The following is a 20,650-nucleotide window of genomic DNA, read 5'->3' as shown; positions in this document are numbered from 1 at the left end:
GAAGACTTTTCAGAGATGTTGAGAAAACCATAGAATCTTCTGAGGCAATGCTTGAAATTGCCTATTTATCAATTTTCTTAAACAGAATGACAAAATAAATATCCAAAACATACTCTAAGGGCACTTTTTCATTCGGCACTTTTAAACCCGGCGCGGCTTAAGTTTACTATTTCTCTTTATTTTACCCACAACGTTTGTTAAAAGCAGACGCATGCCCTCTATTGTCGTATCCTATACCAACCACAATTTCCATGAAACACACTTTATTTATTGCATTACTGATCGTTTTTTCGGTAAAATTTCAGAGTAACGCGCAAAAGCCCAAACCTGATCCGGCGGATACTACCAAAAACGCCGGCCCCTCGACGCTTATCGCGGCCCAAAGCAGGCTTATGGGCGTCATCCCTTCCTCTCCCAACGTAGCATCACTTGGCAAATATATTGACACACCTATCAGCTATTATACCGGTACGCCTACGATCTCAATTCCAATTTACACAGTAAAAAACGCCGATATTGAAGTACCGATATCCATTTCCTACCATGGCGGCGGCATCCGGGTGGAAGAAGAAGCCTCCCAGGTCGGGACTGGATTTGCCTTAAACGCGGGCGGTGTGATCCGAAGACAGATCCGGGGCCAGGATGACCTGCTTTCCAACGGTACGACATGGAAAAGGCTGCGGGAATTAGCCACCTCCGCAAGCGGTGCACTCTGCATCAACCTTGCCCAGGGAGGCTATGGCATTTTCACGGCCAACAATATCGGGTCAACAACGACACCGGCAGGAACGGAACTGTTCAATATACTTTCCAATATGAAATCACGGGTCGGTTTTGAACCTATAGTCGATTCAGAACTTGACCTTTTCTCTTATAATGTAGCCGGTTACAGCGGAAAATTTGTCATTGAACCTCTGAACACCGGGTCGTATGCCGCACGGACACTGAGCAATGACGCGGTTAGTATCACGGTGACAGGAGGCACTCCATCGGCCTGGAATTTTATATTAACCTTCCCCAATGGTGCAGAGTACACTTTCGACCAAAGAGAAATACAAAAAGTCTATTACCCAAGTGACAAGCGAACGATCAAGTCACAAAATGCGGTCGATTACGGTTCTACACCCTATACTTCCGGCGGCACCGACCACGTGGGAGCATGGTACCTGACCAAAATAAAATCAGCGCACCGACTGGCAACCGATGTTGTTACCTTATCATATACGGTAGGTGGTTATGTGGGACAGCTCCCAACGGGAACAGAAACCTATTATATCAATACCGCCACCACGCCAAGTGACCCTAACTTCCGCTGGAAAGTTACTGAGGTGCAAAGCCAGGAAATCACACTTGATCAGATCACTTTTACAAACGGGAAAGTGAAGTTTTTCAGGAGCAGCCGCAGTGACCGTCCTGCCGGAGCATTAAAACTAGACCGGATCGAAGTGCAAACACCAGGAAACGCGATCATAAAAAAAGTAGAAATGCTCTACGATTATTTCAGCAGCGGTTCCACCTCACCCGACATTGTCAAAAAACGTCTGAAATTACTTTCTGTACAAGAAACGACCGGAACGAATCCGATCCCCAAGTATCAGATGGAATATAATGCTGTAAACCTTCCCGATAAAAATTCATATCAGCAGGATTGGTGGGGATTTTATAACGGTGCCACCACCAATGATACCAAAGGTGGCGATGTAAAAGGGACGATGCTGCCCTCTGACGCAGCCGTAGGACCGGGAAACAAGTTGCCCACAAATATAGCGGGCGGTGCCGACAGAAATGCCAATGCCGCCTATTCGGTAGCTTGTATGCTGACCGGCATTACCAATCCGACCGGCGGAAAAACAGTTTATAACTGGCAGGGCAACGGGTATACTAACGGTTCTTCGCAATCAAACTTTCCGGTAAAAAATGTAGGGGATTTTTTAGGTACCGAAGAAGTGACCGGACCAGGGACCCGTATTTCAAAAATAGAATACCGGGACCGTGATGCCAGTGTACAAAAACAAACGCAGGTTGAGTACCAGGAGCCGGGTACGTCCATAAAAACCGGGAAATTAATGACCGGTGTGGTATTTATCGAGTGGGTAGACCAGGGCGTATTATATTCTTCCACATCGCGCCACCCGATGGGTGGCAGTTTGCAAGGCAACCTGATCGGTTACAGCAAAGTATCTGCTTTCAACGGGGCTTCCCGTCTGGCCGAAGGCTACTCCTATTACAATTATCAAAACCTGGTTGAGCAGGCAGATTACACCACCTTCTGTATGTCCTGGGGTTCTGGTGGCACTGCGCCGGTATGCAGTATCCAGCCTACTCTGTATTCGCCCGGAAGTTTCAATTGTAGTCCTTACGGTAACGGAGCGATCAGCACCAGCAAGAGTGTCAGTGAATCCAGTATGCCCAACATCGTGCACGATCTCAACGGCAGTCTTTTGGAAGAAACCCATTTTAATGCCGCCAACAAACCCGTTAAGTCAACGGTCAATCTCTATGAATCGATCCGCGAATCACTCTTCTCCAATTATAAAGTAAAGGAAACAGATGGTTTTACTTTTGGATTAAGCTACCAGATGGAAAGGCTCTGGAACCGGATTAAAGAAAGCAAAACCCTTGTCTACGATCAGGACGGAGATATCAATCATTTCAATCAGACTGTTACGGAATATACCTACGGCACCACTTACCCCTTCCCCGCAAAAACGGTGACCACAGACAGCAAGTCGGGAGCGGCAAAAGTACCGGCTACCATTGCAGGGCAATCGGTACAGGTTTATGACCGTCAGATTGAAACAACTAACGTGTATCCGTTTGACCTGGCCGATGCGACCAGTACTGCCATGACAACGGCCAATATTGTATCCGAGCCCGTTGAAACCACAACTAAACTCGGCACAGTAAGCGGCACAACCCAGACTTTAACCCCGTTACAGTACCAGAAAACAACTTATAACAGCTCACCTTTCTTCCTTCCTCAAAAAATAGAAAGCAAGCTGGGCGCAGCTGCAACCGCTGCAACCGACATGGAATTTCTTACCTACGATGCAAGGGGAAACTTGTTAACCTACAAAGAAAGGGACGGCATTGTCAAAAAACTGGAATATTATACTGTCAGCGACATCGGTAAAACAGACCTGCTAAAAACACAAACCGTTGCCGAGGGCAGTTCAATCCCTCAATCGACCAATTACGACTACACCCCGCTCGTAGGCTTGCAGGGCCTCACTGATCCAAATGCGAAAACCATCAATTATGACTACGATGATAAAAGCAGGATCAAAACGGTTAAAAACCCTTCCGGTTCAGCGCGTATAGCCTATTGTTACAACTATGCTGGCCAGGTAGTAGAATGTGCTACGCTTGCACCCACAGGAAGCATTGCAGCAACCGATACGGTTTTGCTCTATGACATTCCGGCTATACCGCTGCCCGTTACCCTTGTGGAATTCGAAGCTACCAGGGTTGAAAAGACAGCAAGGTTATACTGGTCAACAACGGCTGAAACCAATAGTGACCGTTTTGAAATCCAGCGCAGCAAAGACGGCAAACAGTGGTTTAATCTGGGATCAACCCCTACACAGGGTGAAAGCACAGCCTTACAACATTATACTTTCACCGATAAATCGCCGCTACCCGCAGAAAATCTGTACCGCTTAAAAATGGTCGATAAAGACGGAACCTTTGCATACAGCCGCATCAAAAGCGTGTCATTTGACGAGACAGGTGGAGTAACCTTGTATCCCAACCCTATCACCATCGGCGAGAAACTAAAACTTTCTACCGATCATCCGGATAAGATCAGCACCATCAGAATTTACGACACAACAGGTCAACTTGTTCATGAGTCAGGACATGCTGCGGAAATTAATACCGCAAAACTGGCACAAGGCCTTTACATGGTACAGATTACTTATACCGACGGTAGTGTAAACACACACCGGGTCGTGAAACAATAAATCATTTTCTGGCATTTTGAACCGTATTCTCATGAAATACACCATATTATTTATCCTGCTGCTTCTGGTTGTGTTGCCCGTTCTGGCGCAGCAAAGCAATGATCAAAATTACGTGCTCACGCGCACCTTCAAACAAGCGGGTGCCAATGTCAACGATGTAAGCAAGGTTGTTAACCAGGTACAATATCTGGACGGACTGGCAAGGCCGATACTCAATGTCACAGTCGGACAAAACCCTGTCAACTGGGGGGATATGATCCAGAATGTGACCTATGATCCGCTTGGCAGGCAACCCTTGCAGTACCTGCCCTACACCCTACCAACCAGTACCGGCGGATTTAACGGAGCCATTGGTAATGTGACTACCTGGTATTCAAATAACTACGCAAAACTGAAAAGTGATGACTTGGGACGGCCTTACAACGAGACTTTTTTTGAACAATCTCCGTTAAACAGGCCCTCCGGCCAACGTGCACCAGGAAATAAAAGCGCAAATTCTTCGATCCAATATAAGGTCAATGACGGCTCAGAGGTAAAACGTTATGACTACGCTGGGGGCACTGTAACCCAGAATGGCACTTATGCTGCCGGAACACTTACACGGCAGCAAAGCAAAGATGAACAGCAAAATGAAACCAATATATACACCGACAAGCTCGGCCAGATGGTTTGCAAGAAGATACAGGCATCCAATACCGAAACACTGATCACTTACTATGTCTACGATGATCTCAAACTGCTCCGTGCGGTGTTGCAACCCAACTATCAAAATGCAGCTGCTCCTTCACTGACCGACCACGCTTTTACTTATGATTACGATGAGCTTGGCAGAGTGATTGTCAAAAAAATTCCCGGCGCAGGGACTTTCGAAATCGTTTATGACCAGTACGACCGTCCTACCTTATCCCGTGATGCCAACCAGCTTGCGCGGGGTGTCTGGGGCTTTACCAAGTTTGATGCCCTGAACAGGCCTGTTGCTACCGGGGAAATATCGTCCACAGATTCGAGGGCAACCTGGGCCACAAATGTCAACACCGGTGCCCAGCATCATGAAGACCGGGACAATGCCGTTACCGCTGGATACTCCCTGAACAAAACAGTCCCGACAACGGCAACAGTAGACCATCTGCTCACCATCACCTTTTATGACGACTATGGTTTTACCAAAGCAGCCGGGCTCGCTTATGCCAATGTATATTATCCGGCCAATAACGGTAATGTGAAAGGACAACAGACCGGTGGCAGGGCAAGAATCCTTCCCGGAGGCAGCCCCTTGACAGGTGACTGGCTTAGCAGTGCCGTTTATTACGATGGCGAGTATCGTGTTATTCAGACCGTACGGGAACTGCATGATTTGGGAGCTAGCGCTACCGAACGTGTTTCCACTGAATACAAATATGACCTGGCTGCGGTGGCATCCCGGCAAAAAACCGAGCAGATCGTTTCAACAGGCACCAATTCCCTCCTGGTCGAATATACCCATGATCATGCCGACAGGATTCTGGACATAAAAGAGACGGCTTCCTTTGGCGGATCGCCGCCCGGCAGTAAAACCAAAACTGCTCATACTGTCGCAATGCGTTACAACCCTTTGGGGCAGCTGCAAAGCAAATGGTTTCATGCTTACTATAATCCCGCTGCAAGCGGTCCGGTCAATGCAGTCAGTGCCACTAAATTTCGGCGCAGGACCAGTTACGTCAACAACATACGCGGTTGGCTGACCAGCGCAACGACCTCTTATCTGAAAAAACAGGGCGATCCGAACCTGACATACTATGCTTTTGCACTCGCCTACGACAATGCAGCAAATTACACCAATGGCAATATAAGCCAGATGATGTTTCGCGGAAATGCTGTTGAAACATACACCAAAGGGCTTTCTTTCACGTACGATAAAGCCAGCAGGTTGACCGAAAGTGTAGGAATTGGCGGTTATGCAGACACTGAAAGTGGAATCACCTATGATGGCAACGGCAACATTAAGACACTATCGCGTGCCGGGGCATCTGTCGATAATCTGATCTACACCTATCCCGGTGAGGGTAACCGTTTGGGTTCGGTTAACGACGGCAGTGGTAATGGCTCCGGTGTCAGAAGCGGGGCAAGCGGCTATACCTATGATGCCAATGGCAACATGCTTACCGACGACAACCGCGGGGCCACTCTTACCTACAACTATCTGAACCTGCCCAAAACCATTTCTGCAGGCGGAAAAACATATACCTACGACTACGATGCTATCGGAAACAAACACAAATACGCAGGCGATACCATTACCACAAAGTACGCCAGAAGGTTTGAATACAACCAAAACAATGTCCTTAGAAGGATTGCAACCTCCGAAGGACAGGTGGTACCGAGTGGGGACACACTTCGTTTTGATTATTTATTAAAAGACCATTTGGGCAATGTCAGAGCTGTTTTTGATGAAAAGGGAAATACGCTCCAACTCAGCGACTTTTATCCTTTTGGGGGTAGTATCTCGCGTGATGGCAGTTTAGCGGAGAATGCCAGAAACGGTTTCAATGGTTATCTTTACAATGGCAAGGAGTTACAGGTTGGTACCGGTCTTTTGGATTACGGGGCCAGGATGTACATGCCGGAGATTGGGCGTTGGGGTGTGAATGATCCGTTAAGTGAACAAGCAAGACGATATAGTCCTTACAGCTATGCTAACGACAATCCGCTCATCTTTATTGATCCGGATGGAATGAAAGTAGTGAGTATAGAAGGTGGTACGAGGTATACAGAAGGCGATGCAGCACAATATTGGGAACAACTTGTACAGGAACAGAACGAAAGGGATAAAAAAAGAGGACACAAGAAAGATGCCTCAAAGAGTGAAAAAGAATTATCTAAAACTCAGGCTACAGTTACTGCATTAGGTTCAACCGCAACTCTATCGGAAGGAGTTACTGCACTTGGCTGGGATGCAGTATTAAATGGACTTAGCGTTATCACTCGATTGGGAAGTGCAATTGGTGTAATGTTAATGGTTGAAAGTGATACAAAAACAGAAAAGAAAAAAGAAGAAGGCGTGACATTGTATAGAGGTGTCCATCGCGGCCACCCTGATTATAAGAATGCCATTAAGGGCAGAGCAGTACCCTGGGGGATAAATGGCGGACATGCAAATCCAGAGCGCCATGCAGGAGGAGCAACATATAGTATTTTTACTTCTTGGAGTCTGACCAAATTTGAAGCTTTGAAAAATGCAACGGGAAGTGGACCTGGGGGCGTAATTCTCGAAAAGAGATTTTCTATTACCAAGGACGGAGTAATTCCCCAGACCGGAGGTTGGTTCGACGACGAATTGGAATATTTGGTGCCGGGAATAGTAAATGGGGCGAAAGTTCAGGTTGTAAAGTAAATTATGTAGATTATGAAATCAGAAATTGGAGTTCTCACTAAAGATGAAAAGTTGAAAATCAATGATTTATTAGTTAATAATACCAACTATATTTTTCAGAATCTTGAAATGCTCCTCTCAGGAGAAATTGGTCACTTTATCGAATCTCGGGAGCATATATTAAAAATTTATGCGTTTCGCTTGAAAAATACAAAAAGGGACAATTTAAAAAAGCAGTTAGAATGGCTCGTGAATAACTTGATGGAGTCATCCGATGAACTAATTAGAGCGTCATTTATTGGTCCGGCAGAAAATAGAATTATGATCTTTTCTGATATTTATTTTACTTCATTACTTGGTGTGGTGAGTAAAGATGATTCCCAATTAGTTAAAAGTACAACTTGATAAAGTCATTCTCTATTAAATTTCTGAGCAATCTGGTGAAATATAGATTGCTCAGAATTGTTCATTGGGTTGGTTATAGAATGACCCGCTAAGTGAACAAGCGAGGCGATATAGCGCTTACAGCTATCCTAACGACAAACGATGTTGACCGACAATGCTCGGTGTTGTTAATGGAACAAAGGTTCAAATTGTGCGATAATTTTGATATGGATAACGGAATATTAACTCTTGATGAAAGAGTAACACTAAAAAACTTGCTATCTACGTCACAGAAATACACTTTTGTTGACTTACCGGCTTTGGTTGAACGGGATGCTAAGTATTTTATCGCGACCAAAGAACATCTTTTGAACATCTATGTTCCTCGCTTTAAAAATACGAATAAAATAAAAGTAAAGTCTCAACTGGCATGGATCGTAAACAACTTGACAGCATCTTTAAAGTCGAATCTCCGAGTTTCAATAATTGGACCAGAAGATGATAGAATAATTATTTTCTCGGATATGGAGATGGATGCGCTTCTAGGGGTAGTGAGCAAAGAAAATTCTTTATCTGTTATTGATACTATTCCTGGTTCTTAAAACAGCTTTCTGGCTGGCGTTGCGGGTATCTTATTCGAAGATCATGCTATGATCTTGTATTGTTAATATGTTCATAGAAATACTCTCATCATTTGATAAGAGTATTTCCATATTAACCAACGTTAATAAACCGATGAGTGGCGGTAAACCATCTTTTTCTTGACGATTAATAACCTAACCGACAAAGGAAATGGAACTATTTAATAAGGTTTATTCACTGCTGATAGGCTTGGGTAACGACAGCGATTTTGCCAAGATTATTGTTGACCAGATCGCCTCTGATGAGGTTATATTCTATAAGGGAGGTGAAATGAAGACATCCTCTACGGTTCAGATTTATATCGACCGGTATAACTATGCTAGAAATTCCTCAAAGCTGGGAAAGTTCGAGAGGTTTGATCATTTTATTTCACAATTGAAACAATGGAAAGAACCTGCTCTGTATTATTGCAACATAAGCGACTTATCTAAAAATGAGACAATAATTATTTTTCTCTCAGTCAGGCATGATGAAGTAGTGGCTATTATGAAGAATAATAAAGTTTCCCCAGAATCTCTAGCTTCTGGTATCTCTAATCGAAGCGAAAATTATACTAGGCTAAAAAAGCTTATTCCCATTACATTATCAAGTTAAATGATGGAGATCAAAAAGGTGATTCTTAAATGAGAAACAAGGGCTGGTCTGTCTTAATAAGATCGCCCTTGTTTCTGTAATGTAGCGTTTAAAACGCTTTCTCTCCCGAGCAAAGGCTCAAATTGTTAAATAATTTTGATAATTGTGGATATGGAGAACGGAATATTAACTCTTGACGAAAGAGTAAGGCTAAAAAAATTGCTATCTAAGTCACAGAAATACACTTTTGTTGACTTACCTACTTTGGTTGAATGGGATGCTAAGTATTTTATCGCGACCAAAGAACACCTTTTGAATATCTATGTTCGTCGCTTTAAAAATACGAATAACATAAAAGTAAAGTCTCAACTGGCATGGGTCGTAAACAACTTGACAGCATCTTTAAAATCGAATCTCCGAGTTTCAATAATTGGACCAGAAGATGATAGAATAATTATTTTCTCTGATATTGAGATGGATGCGCTTCTAGGGGTAGTGAGCAAAGAAGATTCTTCATCTGTTATTGAGTATACTATCCCTGGTACTTAAAACAGCTTTCTAGCTGCGTTACCGATCCTATCCCATCAAAGTATATCAAATTATAGCATGGAACTAATAGAACTAAAAGATTTTTTTGAAATGGATTTTGGGGCTCCATTACCAATGATAGTATCCACAGATACTGAGCTATTTATTACATTTTATTCTGACCAAGAAATCAAATCATTTTATCCCAACGCTCTTAACCCCGTTTATAGCACAGGGGTGGTTGTTTTAAAATTTAAACATTACTTGAAATATACTTTCGGGATTCCAGGGAATGAAACCATCGAGGGCCACCCTTACTTTAAACTGGGAATGAAATTGTTTAAGTTTTACGAATTAACAAACTCTGATTTAGTAGCTCATCTCGAAAAAATTGAAAAGTCTCACCAATACTATAATCCTAATAAATGGAAGGATTATAAGCATTACATATTGACCTTCCACGATAATATGTTTGAATGCGTAGCAAAAAAGTTCAAGGTAAGGATAGAAAATTTATCAATTTACGACCAGGCTAACAAATTATTGAGCGAATTGTCGACAAAAGAACAATAAGTATCTTTCAACCGAACAACCAGAACTTCATAAAATCGGTAACAATGTTAGCGATGAACTAGGTGATCGAAAAATTTAAAACGACGCTTGTGTTTATATCTATGAATTATTAAAAGACGCGAAAGGCACAGAAAAAAGTATGGATTAAATGACAGTCTTATTTGAAAAAAATAATACAATTAACTGATAATCAGATTGGTAAATTAAATTATTGTCTGCTAGTAAAATTGCGGAATACACGAAAAAGGAACTTAGCTATAAAGGTCTACTATGATTAATCCTTAGTAAAATACTGTCGGGCAAAGGGTAAATGTCTTCAATTGGGAGCACCCCTTTGCCTGATCTATTTTATTAAGGCTAACCAATTGATTTACTGGAAACTCGGATGATAAAAGGATTGCTGACATACACCTTGTTTTTAATTATTGCAGATGCTTTCTTCTACCTGATGATCAATTACATTCAGGGCAATCCCTATAGCGTGATTATTATATCCTTAATAGTAAGGGCAGTATGTTTATCCATACTGTTCCTTACTATTGGATCAATCACCTTCGCGGTACTTAAGAATAAAAGAAGTAATTTATCACTGGCTGTTACTACCTTTGCGATATACGCATTACTCCCTATCAATTTGGGCTCAAAGACAATAACAAAACCCTGTTAGAAGTTTATTCGGAATTACATAGCGAGTTCTATTTATTCTCACTAATTTTCCTGCCGTATCTTTTAGCAAGTTTAATATGCATTTTACTGGCTAATAAACTGAAATTGTTTTAATTCCCCTTAGCCTTTGCTTGTTTAACGAGGTCAATAATTTTGTTACTTTTTGACTCATCAGCGGCTGATGAAGCGTCATTTCTCTTGAGGGCCTCCCAATTTTTGGACTTAAAACATGATTACTCGATTGGACAAGCAAACCTTTGGTCGCACTTTGGTTTGCTTGTAATAATATTTCCTCGAATAATGCGGATTCATTTGTCGATGTACTAAGCACCGATAATGACTTACTTGTCGATTTAAACAAGGATCAATCCCCTTTTTCCAAATCGAACACAAAAATATTACAACCTTCAATGAATAATGACAGAGTTGTTTCCCAATTTGGCTGGTTTACAGCCCATAAGTATTCACCTACCACCAATTCATTCGTAAGTTTAGAAACAAATAAAAAGTTAAAACAAAAAATTGCAGTAATTCAAATTCCAGCAAAAGAACGATTGAAAATTTTACAAACACTTTCAAAATTTGGAATTAACCATAATACTATTTTTCCAGGAATTGAAGGTCTTTGTTCGCATCTAAACTGGTCATATGGGTTATAAGATCAGTAATAATTCGAGAAGATAATTATCCATCATAGATCTCGCAAAAGACCATTTCCTACAACCTTAAACATCGCTAAATTTCTTCGATAAGGACTCAAATAAAATGACGGCAATTGGAACTTTAATTACTGGTGTGGCTACAATGCTTGCCGTATTAGGTGGGTTTTACACAATGCGAAAAAGAACAAATCCAAAAGATCAATTTAACAAATTGGATGAATATGTTTCACACAGAATTTTCGGACTTAATGATACATTTCACAACGCTTGGTGATGAAACTACAAAAGACGAATTAATAATTATTCAGCGAATAAGCATTTCATCCTACTACTATCTGAAAAAGATTCTGCACAAAAGGAAATGTTGGATCAATTTGAAGTATTTTGGCATTTTGCAAAAACTCATACAATGGAAAGAGATTTGAAGCAAAGTGAATTTGACCCATATGTTTTAAAGCTTCATACTTGTGCAAGCGTTGTTTTAGATGAAGTTGCTAGAAAATTGTAATTTTCCTGAAAATTCTCACAAAGAGACCTTTTAAAGCCATGAAAGCTTTTCCCCTTAGAATAATTCAGTCTTAGACTCGGTTAGGAATTTGACATTTTTCAAACTTGCATATCCACGTACAAATTGAAAATTAACGGCTATAAAATGTTAACAAAACTATCTAGCCTGTTGTAAAACAATCCAGCCGCACATTTATCAGTCAGTGCAAACGAAATTTACAAAGTAAAAAATGACGGCGTCAAGTCCATCCTTCTATTTACCGCGGTAGTCACCGCTCCTTAAACCGCAGGCTGAACTTGCAGCCAGGGGGCAAAAGCCCCGTCATTTTTTCTTCGAGTTGAAGGCAGCGATTGCCCTGAGCGCAAAGCCGGGCTTATTTACTTAAAGCCTTTCAATCATGAAAATTTCAGAAAACACTCCAAAAATCTATGTGGGTACTTATGGAATGTACAATTCCGGTTCGCTTTTCGGAAAATGGTTTGATCTTTCAGACTACACTGACACGGAAGAATTTTTTAAGGATTGTTATGAGTACCACAGAAACGAATTTTTGCCCGAATTGATGTTCCAGGACTGGGAGAATATCCCGGACTTTCTGATCAGTGAATCAAATCTTCATGAAGATGCATTCAAATACTTCGAGATAGTTTCTGCTATGGATGATGATACCACAGAAGCTTTTGAGATTTACTGCGCGCAAATTGTCTACTGGCCATCCAACGGAAATGATTTGGATGAAACACTCGAAGGATTTGAGCAGTCTTATCAGGGATATTTCGGAAAAGGGAATGATCCGAAAAAAGACTTTGCTTATCAGTTTGTAGAAGACACCGGACTTCTTGCAGGAGCTCCTGACATTCTGGAAAGGTACTTCGACTATGAGGCATATGGAAGAGACCTGTTTTTGGAAGGATACTCAGCGTATGAAGGATATGTTTTTATAGATCAATAAACGCTTGAAGAGCCGCTGAAAACCCAGCGGCTCTTCATTTTTCATTCTTTTTATTCTCAAAGGAACAACAGGAAGCTTTCCCAAAAATCACTTTTCTATTTTTAGCGGGTTAAAAGGCTTTCCGGCAAAGTCTGAGCTGTAATCAGCCTTGCCTGTAAGAAAAACTAATTCTATTCTATCATTAAACTGTAAGGAAATGACGACGAAGGGAAAGGAAAGTGAAAAAAGAAATATCATGTTCGCAAACCAGCTTGTTACAACAGTCGACCTTGAAAATTTCAAGGTCGACATGCTTGACGCAATTCGAAAGATGATTAAAACTGACCAGGGGCTTCCTGCTAAAAAATGGCTTAAATCCAGTGAGGTCAGAAAAATGCTGGATATCTCGCCAGGTAAACTGCACATGCTGCGGGCAAGTCGAAAGCTAGCCTTCATGCGGCTTGGCGGAATTATTTATTATGACAGGGAAGACATAATCAAGATGTTTGAAAGTAACAAGACACCGGTAGCTAAAAATCTAACTAACAGATGAAATCTGCTCTTCGTTGTTCGGGAGCACAGGTGCCTCCCAGTCGCAAACACGTCGAAATCTATTTCATTCAAAAAGGTCACTGTGAGAAGACTGCTCGGGAATTTTATCAGCACTACGCAGAAAAAAGCTGGATTAATCCTGAAGGCAATTTGATCGCAGACTGGAAACGGTGCGCCTGGCAATGGATCTGGAACAGGTAAAAAATTTATCGCCTTTCATTTAGCTGCTTGTAATTAACCTGTGTAGATTGTTTGTAACCCACCACTGCCGGTTTGGCAGCGGTGGGCTTATTTTTAAGCAACTGCTTTCAACTTCCCTGATTTGGTAAACAGTTTTCCTTTCACCTTGGCCATATTTTCACTAATCCGGTTTTTACGGACACGCGCATACCGCTGTGTTGTCCGGATATTACGGTGTCCCAGCATTTTGCCAACGTCTTCCAAAGGAACACCACTGTTCAGCATGATGTCTGCAAACGTGTGACGGGCCAAATGCGTGTTGAGCTCCCTTCGGATTCCACAGATCACTGCCAGTTCCTTCAAATACACGTTGTACCGGTAATTGCTGTTCACCGGAATCAACCGGTTATTGATTTTACAGTACGAGTGGTTTTTATACTTGTCAATTAACTCCTGAACGATCGGAAGGATCGGTACCATTTCAGTCACATCCGTTTTGCCCCGGTCTTTGATCAGCCACTTCTCACCTGATCTACCAACCCGGACAACATTTTCCGGGCTCAGATTATACATATCCTGATAAGCAAAACCGGTAAAACATTGAAAAATAAAAGCATCCCGCACTTCGGCAATGCGGTCGATGGATAGTTCTTTCTGATAAATCGCCTCTACTTCCAGCAGCTCCAAGGGTTGCACTTCCTTGTTTCCACCCGAACAGATGAAACCTTCTAACGGGTTGCTGGCAATCACTTTTTTCTTCACGCCAATTTTGACAATCTGCCGTGTCCATTTAACCTGTTTTTTGGCGGTAACTTCCGAAAGAGGCTGATCCTGGTGCAAGGTGAGATAATCATAGAATTCGTCTGCAAACAAGTGATCAATCTCAGAAAATTCCAGATCACGCCGGTGATACCGGTATGCGATGAAGGCCTCCACTTTTTTTCGGGTAGAGCGCCAGTGCCTGAGCGTCCCGCTGGAACGTAGCCCCTTCTCTGCCTTCTTCTCAAAGGTGGCGATAAACTCATCAAAAGCATTCAGCAGTGTGCTGCCCGGTTGAGGGGTTTGCCCCGAGGTCCTCTTTTCTTGCATGGCAGGCACGCCCAGGTAAACATTTTTTAGCATCGCTGGTGTAACCCGGTCAAACTGGGCTTGCAGCATCATGAAGTGTCTTTGAAGGTCTGTCTGCGCCTGCATGATCTTTTGGTTGATCATTTTTGCTTCCAACCCGGTACTCCTGACCTGTTTGGCCTCTCCATCCCAGAAATCCGAGTGGATTTTCTGACCCAGCGAAATGTCAGTGTCCAGACCATCAATGGTAATGCGCAAATAGATCGGCGCTTTGCCGTCTTTGGATGCTTTTCCCCGGTAAAGCCACAGCAGCAGGGATAGGTTTTGTTTGAATTTCATTCTCAACACATTTTAAGGTTAGAAATAAATGTTCCGGGAGAACCTTAAATCAAATCGCCTCAATCAAACATTCATTCGGTCACCTAATTTACCAAATCCAAATGGTGACCGAATAGGTGACCGAATGGTTTGATTTATCTTGATTCAGAATAACCTGCTTTTTTGTTAACTGTGCTGAAAATCAATGCATTTTAAACAAGAAAGGCACACTTTCGTGTGCCTTTTGTGATCCCGCTGGGATTCGAACCCAGGACCCATACATTAAAAGTGTATTGCTCTACCAGCTGAGCTACGGAATCTTATTTTTGGTAACTTCTGTGTCCAAGAGGAGAGTCGAACTCCCATACCCAAACGGGCACTACCCCCTCAAAGTAGCGTGTCTACCAATTCCACCACCTGGACATTACGAGGATATTCTTGTTTCTCAAAAGACATTAATTTTTCCATACAACAACTCTGGCTCTGCCTTTTGTCAGACCTTAATTCTTATCAAAATTGATATGCTTAAAATCCTGAATTTCGTTTCACTTTGATACCGTGTCCCTCAATTGTGATGCAAAAGTATAAAATTAGATTTACGTTCCAAATTATATGGCAAACTAATTTTCAGGTTACTTTTCGAGCAGACTCTAAGTTTCTCTAACATAGAAACTTGCAGTCGAAACTTTTTTTTCAAAAAAATCACATTTTAATTTTCGCTATCCTCGAAACAGGGGTTTTAATATAAAAACTGCCTCCAGAATACCTGGAAACAGTTTTATTCTTGCACAGTTTCACCGCGAACAAGGTTACTACAATGCTTGTTTCTTTTCAAGTGCAATAAAATCTTCCCGCACCGGCGTAAAACAGTCGATCACCTTACATTCCGTAAAAGCCTTTGCCGAATGCGGCGCGCCTGAAGGAATAAAAGCCGCCATGCCTGCCGTCAGCAACTTTTTCTCTCCGTCAATGACAAACTCAAGTTCCCCTTCCAGTACATGGCACCACTGCTCATGCACATGACTGTGCTCCGGCAAATCGGAACCGCTTACAATCGTAAAATGGCAAAATGTTGAATTTTCGGAATGCGAAATTGTTCCGTAAATCCCATCCCAGATCTGAACGACATTACCCTGACTAAAATCTACAAAAGGCATATTACTAAAACTAAATGTTGATACAAGCAAGTTAAATAAAAGAAGTAAAATCTCAGCCATCGTCTCCACAGACAAGCTGGCATTTTTTACGATAAGCCCATTTCATTTTTTACGGCAAAATTTCTAACGGCGATAGAAATCTTCTGTTATGGACTTTTTGAGCAATATCTAACTAAAACCATTACTTAATATCCTTTTTATAAACATACCAATCTCCGTGTATAACACGTCCCAAATCAGGGTTTTGATAAAAGAAAAGCTACAAAAAAAAATGCACTCATATCAGTAAACGCATACCTATAAATAACTAAGTCTTCTCAGTTCAGAACCAAGGCAAGTATGCCAGCACTATCTTTTACTTTTAAGTAATATTCAATACACTTAACGACCATGAACAAAGATTCCGGATCCATGCCCGGACGGCTGGCTTCTATTGATGCGCTGCGGGGTTTCGACATGCTGATGATTTCCGGCGGCGGCTCATTTGTATATCTGCTGCACGGCAAAACCAATATCCCGGCCATTGACGCTGTTGCACAACAATTTGAACATCCGGAGTGGAACGGTTTCACCTTTTACGACTTCATTTTTCCACTTTTTCTGTTTCTGGCCGGCACGTCGTTGGCATTCAGTCTAACGGGAGGTTTGTCCAAAGGTATACCGCAGTCCGTTCTACTCAGGAAGGTATTTAAGCGAATGATCATCTTGATACTTTTAGGCATTCTGGACAAAAATGCGCCGATCAATATTTTTGACCCGGCCAATATCCGTTACGGAAGCGTACTGGGAAGAATTGGTCTGGCTACTTTTGTTGTTGCCTGGCTTTACATGCGGTTTTCCTGGCAGCACCGGCTATACCTGGCCCTTGTCGTTTTAGTACTCTATTATTTATCGTTGATACTGATCCCGGTACCCGGTTTCGGAGCCGGTGACCTCTCATTCGAAGGAAACCTCGTCGGCTGGCTCGACCGAAATTTCATGCCTGGCAGACTTAAACAAAAAACATACGACGAATTAGGCCTACTGACACAATTTCCCTCATTTTGTCTCACCCTGTTCGGGACCCTTGCCGGCGACATTTTACTAAAACGTATTCCCGAATCCGGTAAAATGAAAAGACTCCTCATATTGGGTTTATCCGGAGTCTTTTTGGGTTTATTATGGAATCTTGTTTTCCCGATCAACAAACATCTATGGTCGAGCTCATTTATTTTGGTCACGTCCGGTATGTCTTTTTTGCTACTTGCCGTTTTTTACTGGGTCATTGATGTGCAACATTTTGTCAAATGGTCGTTTTTCTTCCGTGTCATTGGTATGAATTCGCTCGTGATATACCTCGCAGTCCGTTTTATCGATTTTAATGCCTCATCAAAACTCTTGTTTCAGGGATTTTACATGCATTTCGATGAAAAATGGCATGAAGTATTTAATACGCTGGGCGGCCTGGCACTGGTATGGCTATTCCTCTACTTCCTGTACAAAAACAAAATCTTTGTTAAAGTGTAGCAAGCGAACCACCTACTCCCCTGCCCTAAATTTCTCCTGTTCATACCTATGCAGACAAAACACGATTGCATTCATTTAATCTTCATTGGGATAAAACTAACAAAAATTATATATTAGTAGCGGATTGAAAACTTTGCCTGACCACATGCAAGTCTTTCTGATCCGCACTTTCTTCTTTTTAGCGTATTGATTCCTTGTCCGGACATAATTTGGAATAACTGTCCTGTATTCAAAATGTAACAATTGAAGCCCGCTTGCTACTTTAAAATTGATATGCGTTTTAAATACTTTGTGTTTTTTATCGTATTAATATTTGCTTCCCGATGTGCCTTACCGCTCACAACAACGGCGCAGAGTTTTGAATTGACCAGTTACAAAAAGCGCGTTACCGTTCCATTTAAGATGGTCCGCAATATGATCGTCGTTGAGTTAATGATCAATGGAAACGGTCCCTTCAATTTCATACTCGACACGGGCGTCGGCCTGATGATTATTTCCGATCCTAAACTTATTGACTCCATCCATGTTTCTCACAAGCGATCCGTGCAGCTTTTTGGCCTCGGAGAAGGCGAATCCTTCGAAGCTTATGTCGTTTCAACCCTGAAAGTCACATTACCCGATATCGAAAGCAATGGCGTTGGCGCGGTGGTTTTTAAAGAGGATCATTTTGGACTGTCCAATTATGCAGGTATACACATTCACGGCCTGCTGGGTTATGAGTTTTTCAATAATCTGGCGGTTGAAATCAATTTTTCAACCAACGTACTTAATGTGTGGCGCCCCAAAGACTTAAGAACCCGCCGTAGGGGCAACAAAATACCGATCACAATTGAAAACAAAAAACCTTATCTGGAAACAGACCTGGTCCTTCCCGATGGAACCCTTAAAAAAAGCAAGGTTGTGGTTGATATCGGTGCCGGTCATGCACTTTCACTAGAAAATTATGAAGACCATAATAACAGTTTCCCAAAACTCACCATGGCAAACCTTGGCATGGGTTTCACCGGCCCAATCAGCGGTTATATCAGTCGCATTCAGAAAATCGAACTGGGAAAATATAAATTCAGAAAAGTGATAACTGCTTTTCCATCCATAAACGCCTTTAAAAGGGAGACGTTTTTAACCCAAAGGGACGGGAATCTAGGCCTGGGAATTTTAAAAAGATTCACCGTCACCTTCAACTATCATGACCGCGTTATGTATCTGAAACCTTCACAGCGATTTGGAGAACCTTTCGAACATGACATGAGCGGCATTGAATATTTTACAGGAGGCGATGATTTTAAGCACATTATCATTCACCGGATCGAACCGTCGTCGGCTGGCGATCTGGCCGGTTTACAGAAAGACGACGAAATTTTGTCTATTAACCTCAAACCCGTGTCGCAGATGACATTGGAAGAAGTTGACGACATTTTCAAGTCACGTGACAACCGGACGATCCTACTTGAAATATTCCGCCAGAAAAAGCATCTCAACGTTTTTATGGTATTGAAAAGAAGGATTTAAAAAGTCGATTTAACGATTTACACTTTGACCTTCTTCCCTTATCAGGCAAACGTTTCCTTTTTCAGCTTCAACACCAGCATCACCATTACTGAGGCCAGAATTAGTATCGCATAACTGAAACTCAGGTTGTATTCATCCTTTGCCGGAAGCAGGTAAACAATCCCATAACTTAAAAAAGATACGATTACGTAATTAACGCCGCCGCTAAGTCCGCTGGCGATGCCTGCGTTTTTGGGAAATTTGCTCAGACAGTAGGTAAAAAAGTTGTTAAAGGTAAACCCGGCACCGACATGAATGATAAAGGCAAAGAATACCATCGAATACAATCCTGAAACATATTGAATACTGATGATCATCACCACCACAAAGGCAACCTGAGCCAAAAGATTAAATACCATTCGCTTGAAAAACGGACGATTGATGGTGGCTTTACCTAAAAATCCACCTACAAGCCACGCAAACCCCAAAATCAAAGATCCATAACCGGAGATGATCGGAGATAAATGTAACGCGTGTTCAATGATAAAAGGCCCTGTCATGTTATAAATCATCACCATGCTGTACGCAAGGCCGATCATGGCGAGTCCTAGTGTAAAACTTACGGTGGTAAGCATATCGGTGTATACTCTGGCTATTTTTCTGATGTTAAACTCCGAAAAATGCCGCAATGTTTCGCCGCTGTAAATAAACTCCAGAACAGCCATGATCGCGGCAAACAAGGCAAGGAAATAAAAATTGGATTCCCAACCCAAAGCGCTCTGCAAATAACCTCCGAGAAATGGCGCCACAATAGGCCCCGTCGACCAGATGATTGAAAAAAGGCTCAGATAATGTTTCAGTTTTTCGCCCGAGAAAAGATCAATAAAGTAAGCTCTTTTGGACACGACAATGGCTCCCACCGTAATGCCGTGCACAATCCGCATCAGATAAATAAGGTAAATACTATGCGTGTTGGCAATAACAATACTGGCGATCGCAAAGATGATCAATCCGGAAAGCCCGATTTTATAGCGCCCGAAACTATCCAGCAAACTGCCAATAAATAGCTGCGTTACGCCGTAGCTGATCAAAAAAAGCGTTAGTGTAAGCTGTACCTGTATATCGCTTACCTGCAAGGACCCGGCCATCGACGGCAGCGAAGGAAGGTAAATATCAGTAGCAAAACCTGAAAGTGGTATCAAGGCAAAAGCCAGAATATTTGCTATGCCCTGGTGGCGTTCCTTAATTGGTTTTGGCTGTGAAATTTGGCTCAACATGAAAATACTAATACTAAATTTCGAGAGCCGCAAAAATTAAAATCTCAGCTCCCCTATTAAAACAATAAACCGAACAAACGGAAAAGTACAAGAACAATTCACGCGAATTCTTTCTTTCGTCTAACATCGTTTTACCACAACTCGTTTCGTTGTTCAGAGAAAAACAAGGACAGCCTACATGTAAAAAACTGATTTTATGAAAGTTAAACGCAAATCAAAATTCTTGTATTTAACAAAATATCCAGTCCTATCATTATCAATATCTTGTTTTCAGCCAATCTCATTCTCTCAAAACAAGGTGTCCTGATGTACCCTCGGAGTTCGAC

16 protein-coding genes and 2 tRNA genes are annotated in these 20,650 nt (G+C 42.1%); 13 read left to right on the top strand and 5 right to left on the bottom strand.

What is annotated here, in order from left to right:
- Window positions 1-251: 251 nt before the first annotated feature.
- From RB622_RS16495 to RB622_RS16445, 11 genes are all read left to right on the top strand, one after another.
- Entirely contained in the window at window positions 252-3,962 is a 3,711-nt protein-coding gene (locus tag RB622_RS16495; RefSeq protein ID WP_308047676.1) for a T9SS type A sorting domain-containing protein, read from the top strand.
- A 31-nt stretch (window positions 3,963-3,993) separates the two neighbouring features.
- The gene (locus RB622_RS16490) at window positions 3,994-7,332 is read left to right on the top strand and encodes a DUF6443 domain-containing protein (protein WP_308047675.1); all 3,339 of its coding nucleotides are present in this window, start codon (window positions 3,994-3,996) and stop codon (window positions 7,330-7,332) included.
- Between the two features lie 12 nt (window positions 7,333-7,344).
- Window positions 7,345-7,716, top strand: a complete 372-nt coding sequence (locus tag RB622_RS16485; RefSeq protein ID WP_308047674.1) for a hypothetical protein — start codon at window positions 7,345-7,347, stop codon at window positions 7,714-7,716.
- Between the two features lie 206 nt (window positions 7,717-7,922).
- On the top strand, window positions 7,923-8,297 hold the full coding sequence (locus RB622_RS16480) for a hypothetical protein (protein ID WP_308047673.1): 375 nt from the start codon (window positions 7,923-7,925) through the stop codon (window positions 8,295-8,297).
- Between the two features lie 190 nt (window positions 8,298-8,487).
- Complete coding sequence (locus tag RB622_RS16475) at window positions 8,488-8,931, top strand: hypothetical protein (protein ID WP_308047672.1); 444 nt, start codon at window positions 8,488-8,490, stop codon at window positions 8,929-8,931.
- A 150-nt stretch (window positions 8,932-9,081) separates the two neighbouring features.
- Entirely contained in the window at window positions 9,082-9,459 is a 378-nt protein-coding gene (locus RB622_RS16470) for a hypothetical protein (RefSeq protein ID WP_308047671.1), read from the top strand.
- A 57-nt stretch (window positions 9,460-9,516) separates the two neighbouring features.
- Entirely contained in the window at window positions 9,517-10,011 is a 495-nt protein-coding gene (locus RB622_RS16465; RefSeq protein WP_308047669.1) for a hypothetical protein, read from the top strand.
- 1,076 nt (window positions 10,012-11,087) lie between these two features.
- The gene (locus RB622_RS16460; protein ID WP_308047668.1) at window positions 11,088-11,336 is read left to right on the top strand and encodes a hypothetical protein; all 249 of its coding nucleotides are present in this window, start codon (window positions 11,088-11,090) and stop codon (window positions 11,334-11,336) included.
- Between the two features lie 908 nt (window positions 11,337-12,244).
- Complete coding sequence (locus tag RB622_RS16455) at window positions 12,245-12,799, top strand: antirestriction protein ArdA (protein ID WP_308047667.1); 555 nt, start codon at window positions 12,245-12,247, stop codon at window positions 12,797-12,799.
- 196 nt (window positions 12,800-12,995) lie between these two features.
- Window positions 12,996-13,331, top strand: a complete 336-nt coding sequence (locus tag RB622_RS16450) for a helix-turn-helix domain-containing protein (protein ID WP_308047666.1) — start codon at window positions 12,996-12,998, stop codon at window positions 13,329-13,331.
- Window positions 13,328-13,531 carry a hypothetical protein gene (locus RB622_RS16445; protein WP_308047665.1) on the top strand — a complete coding sequence of 68 codons (204 nt, stop codon included), beginning with the start codon at window positions 13,328-13,330 and terminating at the stop codon, window positions 13,529-13,531. The genes RB622_RS16450 and RB622_RS16445 overlap by 4 nt, the downstream gene beginning before the upstream one ends.
- 93 nt (window positions 13,532-13,624) lie before the next feature.
- Here the strand turns inward: RB622_RS16445 and RB622_RS16440 are convergent, their stop codons facing one another.
- From RB622_RS16440 to RB622_RS16425, 4 genes are all read right to left on the bottom strand, one after another.
- Entirely contained in the window at window positions 13,625-14,917 is a 1,293-nt protein-coding gene (locus tag RB622_RS16440) for a site-specific integrase (RefSeq protein ID WP_308047664.1), read from the bottom strand.
- Window positions 14,918-15,143: 226 nt separating this feature from the next.
- Window positions 15,144-15,216, bottom strand: a tRNA-Lys gene (locus RB622_RS16435).
- Between the two features lie 19 nt (window positions 15,217-15,235).
- Window positions 15,236-15,319: transfer RNA gene (locus RB622_RS16430), tRNA-Leu, on the bottom strand.
- A gap of 389 nt (window positions 15,320-15,708) precedes the next feature.
- On the bottom strand, window positions 15,709-16,053 hold the full coding sequence (locus tag RB622_RS16425; RefSeq protein WP_308047663.1) for a cupin domain-containing protein: 345 nt from the start codon (window positions 16,051-16,053) through the stop codon (window positions 15,709-15,711).
- Window positions 16,054-16,443: 390 nt separating this feature from the next.
- Here RB622_RS16425 and RB622_RS16420 point away from each other — a divergent pair, with 390 nt between their 5' ends.
- Window positions 16,444-17,559: a DUF5009 domain-containing protein gene (locus RB622_RS16420; protein ID WP_308047662.1), complete on the top strand. Its 1,116-nt coding sequence runs from the start codon at window positions 16,444-16,446 to the stop codon at window positions 17,557-17,559.
- Between the two features lie 273 nt (window positions 17,560-17,832).
- Window positions 17,833-19,068: an aspartyl protease family protein gene (locus tag RB622_RS16415; RefSeq protein ID WP_308047661.1), complete on the top strand. Its 1,236-nt coding sequence runs from the start codon at window positions 17,833-17,835 to the stop codon at window positions 19,066-19,068.
- 41 nt (window positions 19,069-19,109) lie between these two features.
- On the opposite strand, the gene RB622_RS16410 is transcribed toward RB622_RS16415, so the two are convergent.
- Window positions 19,110-20,324: an MFS transporter gene (locus tag RB622_RS16410; RefSeq protein WP_308047660.1), complete on the bottom strand. Its 1,215-nt coding sequence runs from the start codon at window positions 20,322-20,324 to the stop codon at window positions 19,110-19,112.
- Window positions 20,325-20,650 lie beyond the last annotated feature (326 nt).

Origin of the sequence: Dyadobacter sp. LHD-138, assembly GCF_030929615.1 — a bacterium.
In the GTDB taxonomy this organism is placed as follows: Bacteria; Bacteroidota; Bacteroidia; order Cytophagales; family Spirosomataceae; genus Dyadobacter.
Note: the sequence above shows the minus strand (reverse complement) of the source record. Positions and strands in the feature narration are given on the sequence as shown.

What these genes read in the sequence shown, in the direction of transcription:
- RB622_RS16485 (WP_308047674.1), top strand. Translation starts at nt 7,345, where the DNA reads ATGAAATCAGAAATTGGAGTTCTCACTAAAGATGAAAAGTTGAAAATC.
- RB622_RS16425 (WP_308047663.1), bottom strand. Translation starts at nt 16,053, where the DNA reads ATGCCTTTTGTAGATTTTAGTCAGGGTAATGTCGTTCAGATCTGGGAT.
- RB622_RS16420 (WP_308047662.1), top strand. Translation starts at nt 16,444, where the DNA reads ATGAACAAAGATTCCGGATCCATGCCCGGACGGCTGGCTTCTATTGAT.
- RB622_RS16415 (WP_308047661.1), top strand. Translation starts at nt 17,833, where the DNA reads ATGCGTTTTAAATACTTTGTGTTTTTTATCGTATTAATATTTGCTTCC.
- RB622_RS16410 (WP_308047660.1), bottom strand. Translation starts at nt 20,324, where the DNA reads ATGTTGAGCCAAATTTCACAGCCAAAACCAATTAAGGAACGCCACCAG.
- RB622_RS16460 (WP_308047668.1), top strand. Translation starts at nt 11,088, where the DNA reads ATGAATAATGACAGAGTTGTTTCCCAATTTGGCTGGTTTACAGCCCAT.
- RB622_RS16455 (WP_308047667.1), top strand. Translation starts at nt 12,245, where the DNA reads ATGAAAATTTCAGAAAACACTCCAAAAATCTATGTGGGTACTTATGGA.
- RB622_RS16480 (WP_308047673.1), top strand. Translation starts at nt 7,923, where the DNA reads ATGGATAACGGAATATTAACTCTTGATGAAAGAGTAACACTAAAAAAC.
- RB622_RS16440 (WP_308047664.1), bottom strand. Translation starts at nt 14,917, where the DNA reads ATGAAATTCAAACAAAACCTATCCCTGCTGCTGTGGCTTTACCGGGGA.
- RB622_RS16470 (WP_308047671.1), top strand. Translation starts at nt 9,082, where the DNA reads ATGGAGAACGGAATATTAACTCTTGACGAAAGAGTAAGGCTAAAAAAA.
- RB622_RS16450 (WP_308047666.1), top strand. Translation starts at nt 12,996, where the DNA reads ATGACGACGAAGGGAAAGGAAAGTGAAAAAAGAAATATCATGTTCGCA.
- RB622_RS16495 (WP_308047676.1), top strand. Translation starts at nt 252, where the DNA reads ATGAAACACACTTTATTTATTGCATTACTGATCGTTTTTTCGGTAAAA.
- RB622_RS16490 (WP_308047675.1), top strand. Translation starts at nt 3,994, where the DNA reads ATGAAATACACCATATTATTTATCCTGCTGCTTCTGGTTGTGTTGCCC.
- RB622_RS16465 (WP_308047669.1), top strand. Translation starts at nt 9,517, where the DNA reads ATGGAACTAATAGAACTAAAAGATTTTTTTGAAATGGATTTTGGGGCT.
- RB622_RS16445 (WP_308047665.1), top strand. Translation starts at nt 13,328, where the DNA reads ATGAAATCTGCTCTTCGTTGTTCGGGAGCACAGGTGCCTCCCAGTCGC.
- RB622_RS16475 (WP_308047672.1), top strand. Translation starts at nt 8,488, where the DNA reads ATGGAACTATTTAATAAGGTTTATTCACTGCTGATAGGCTTGGGTAAC.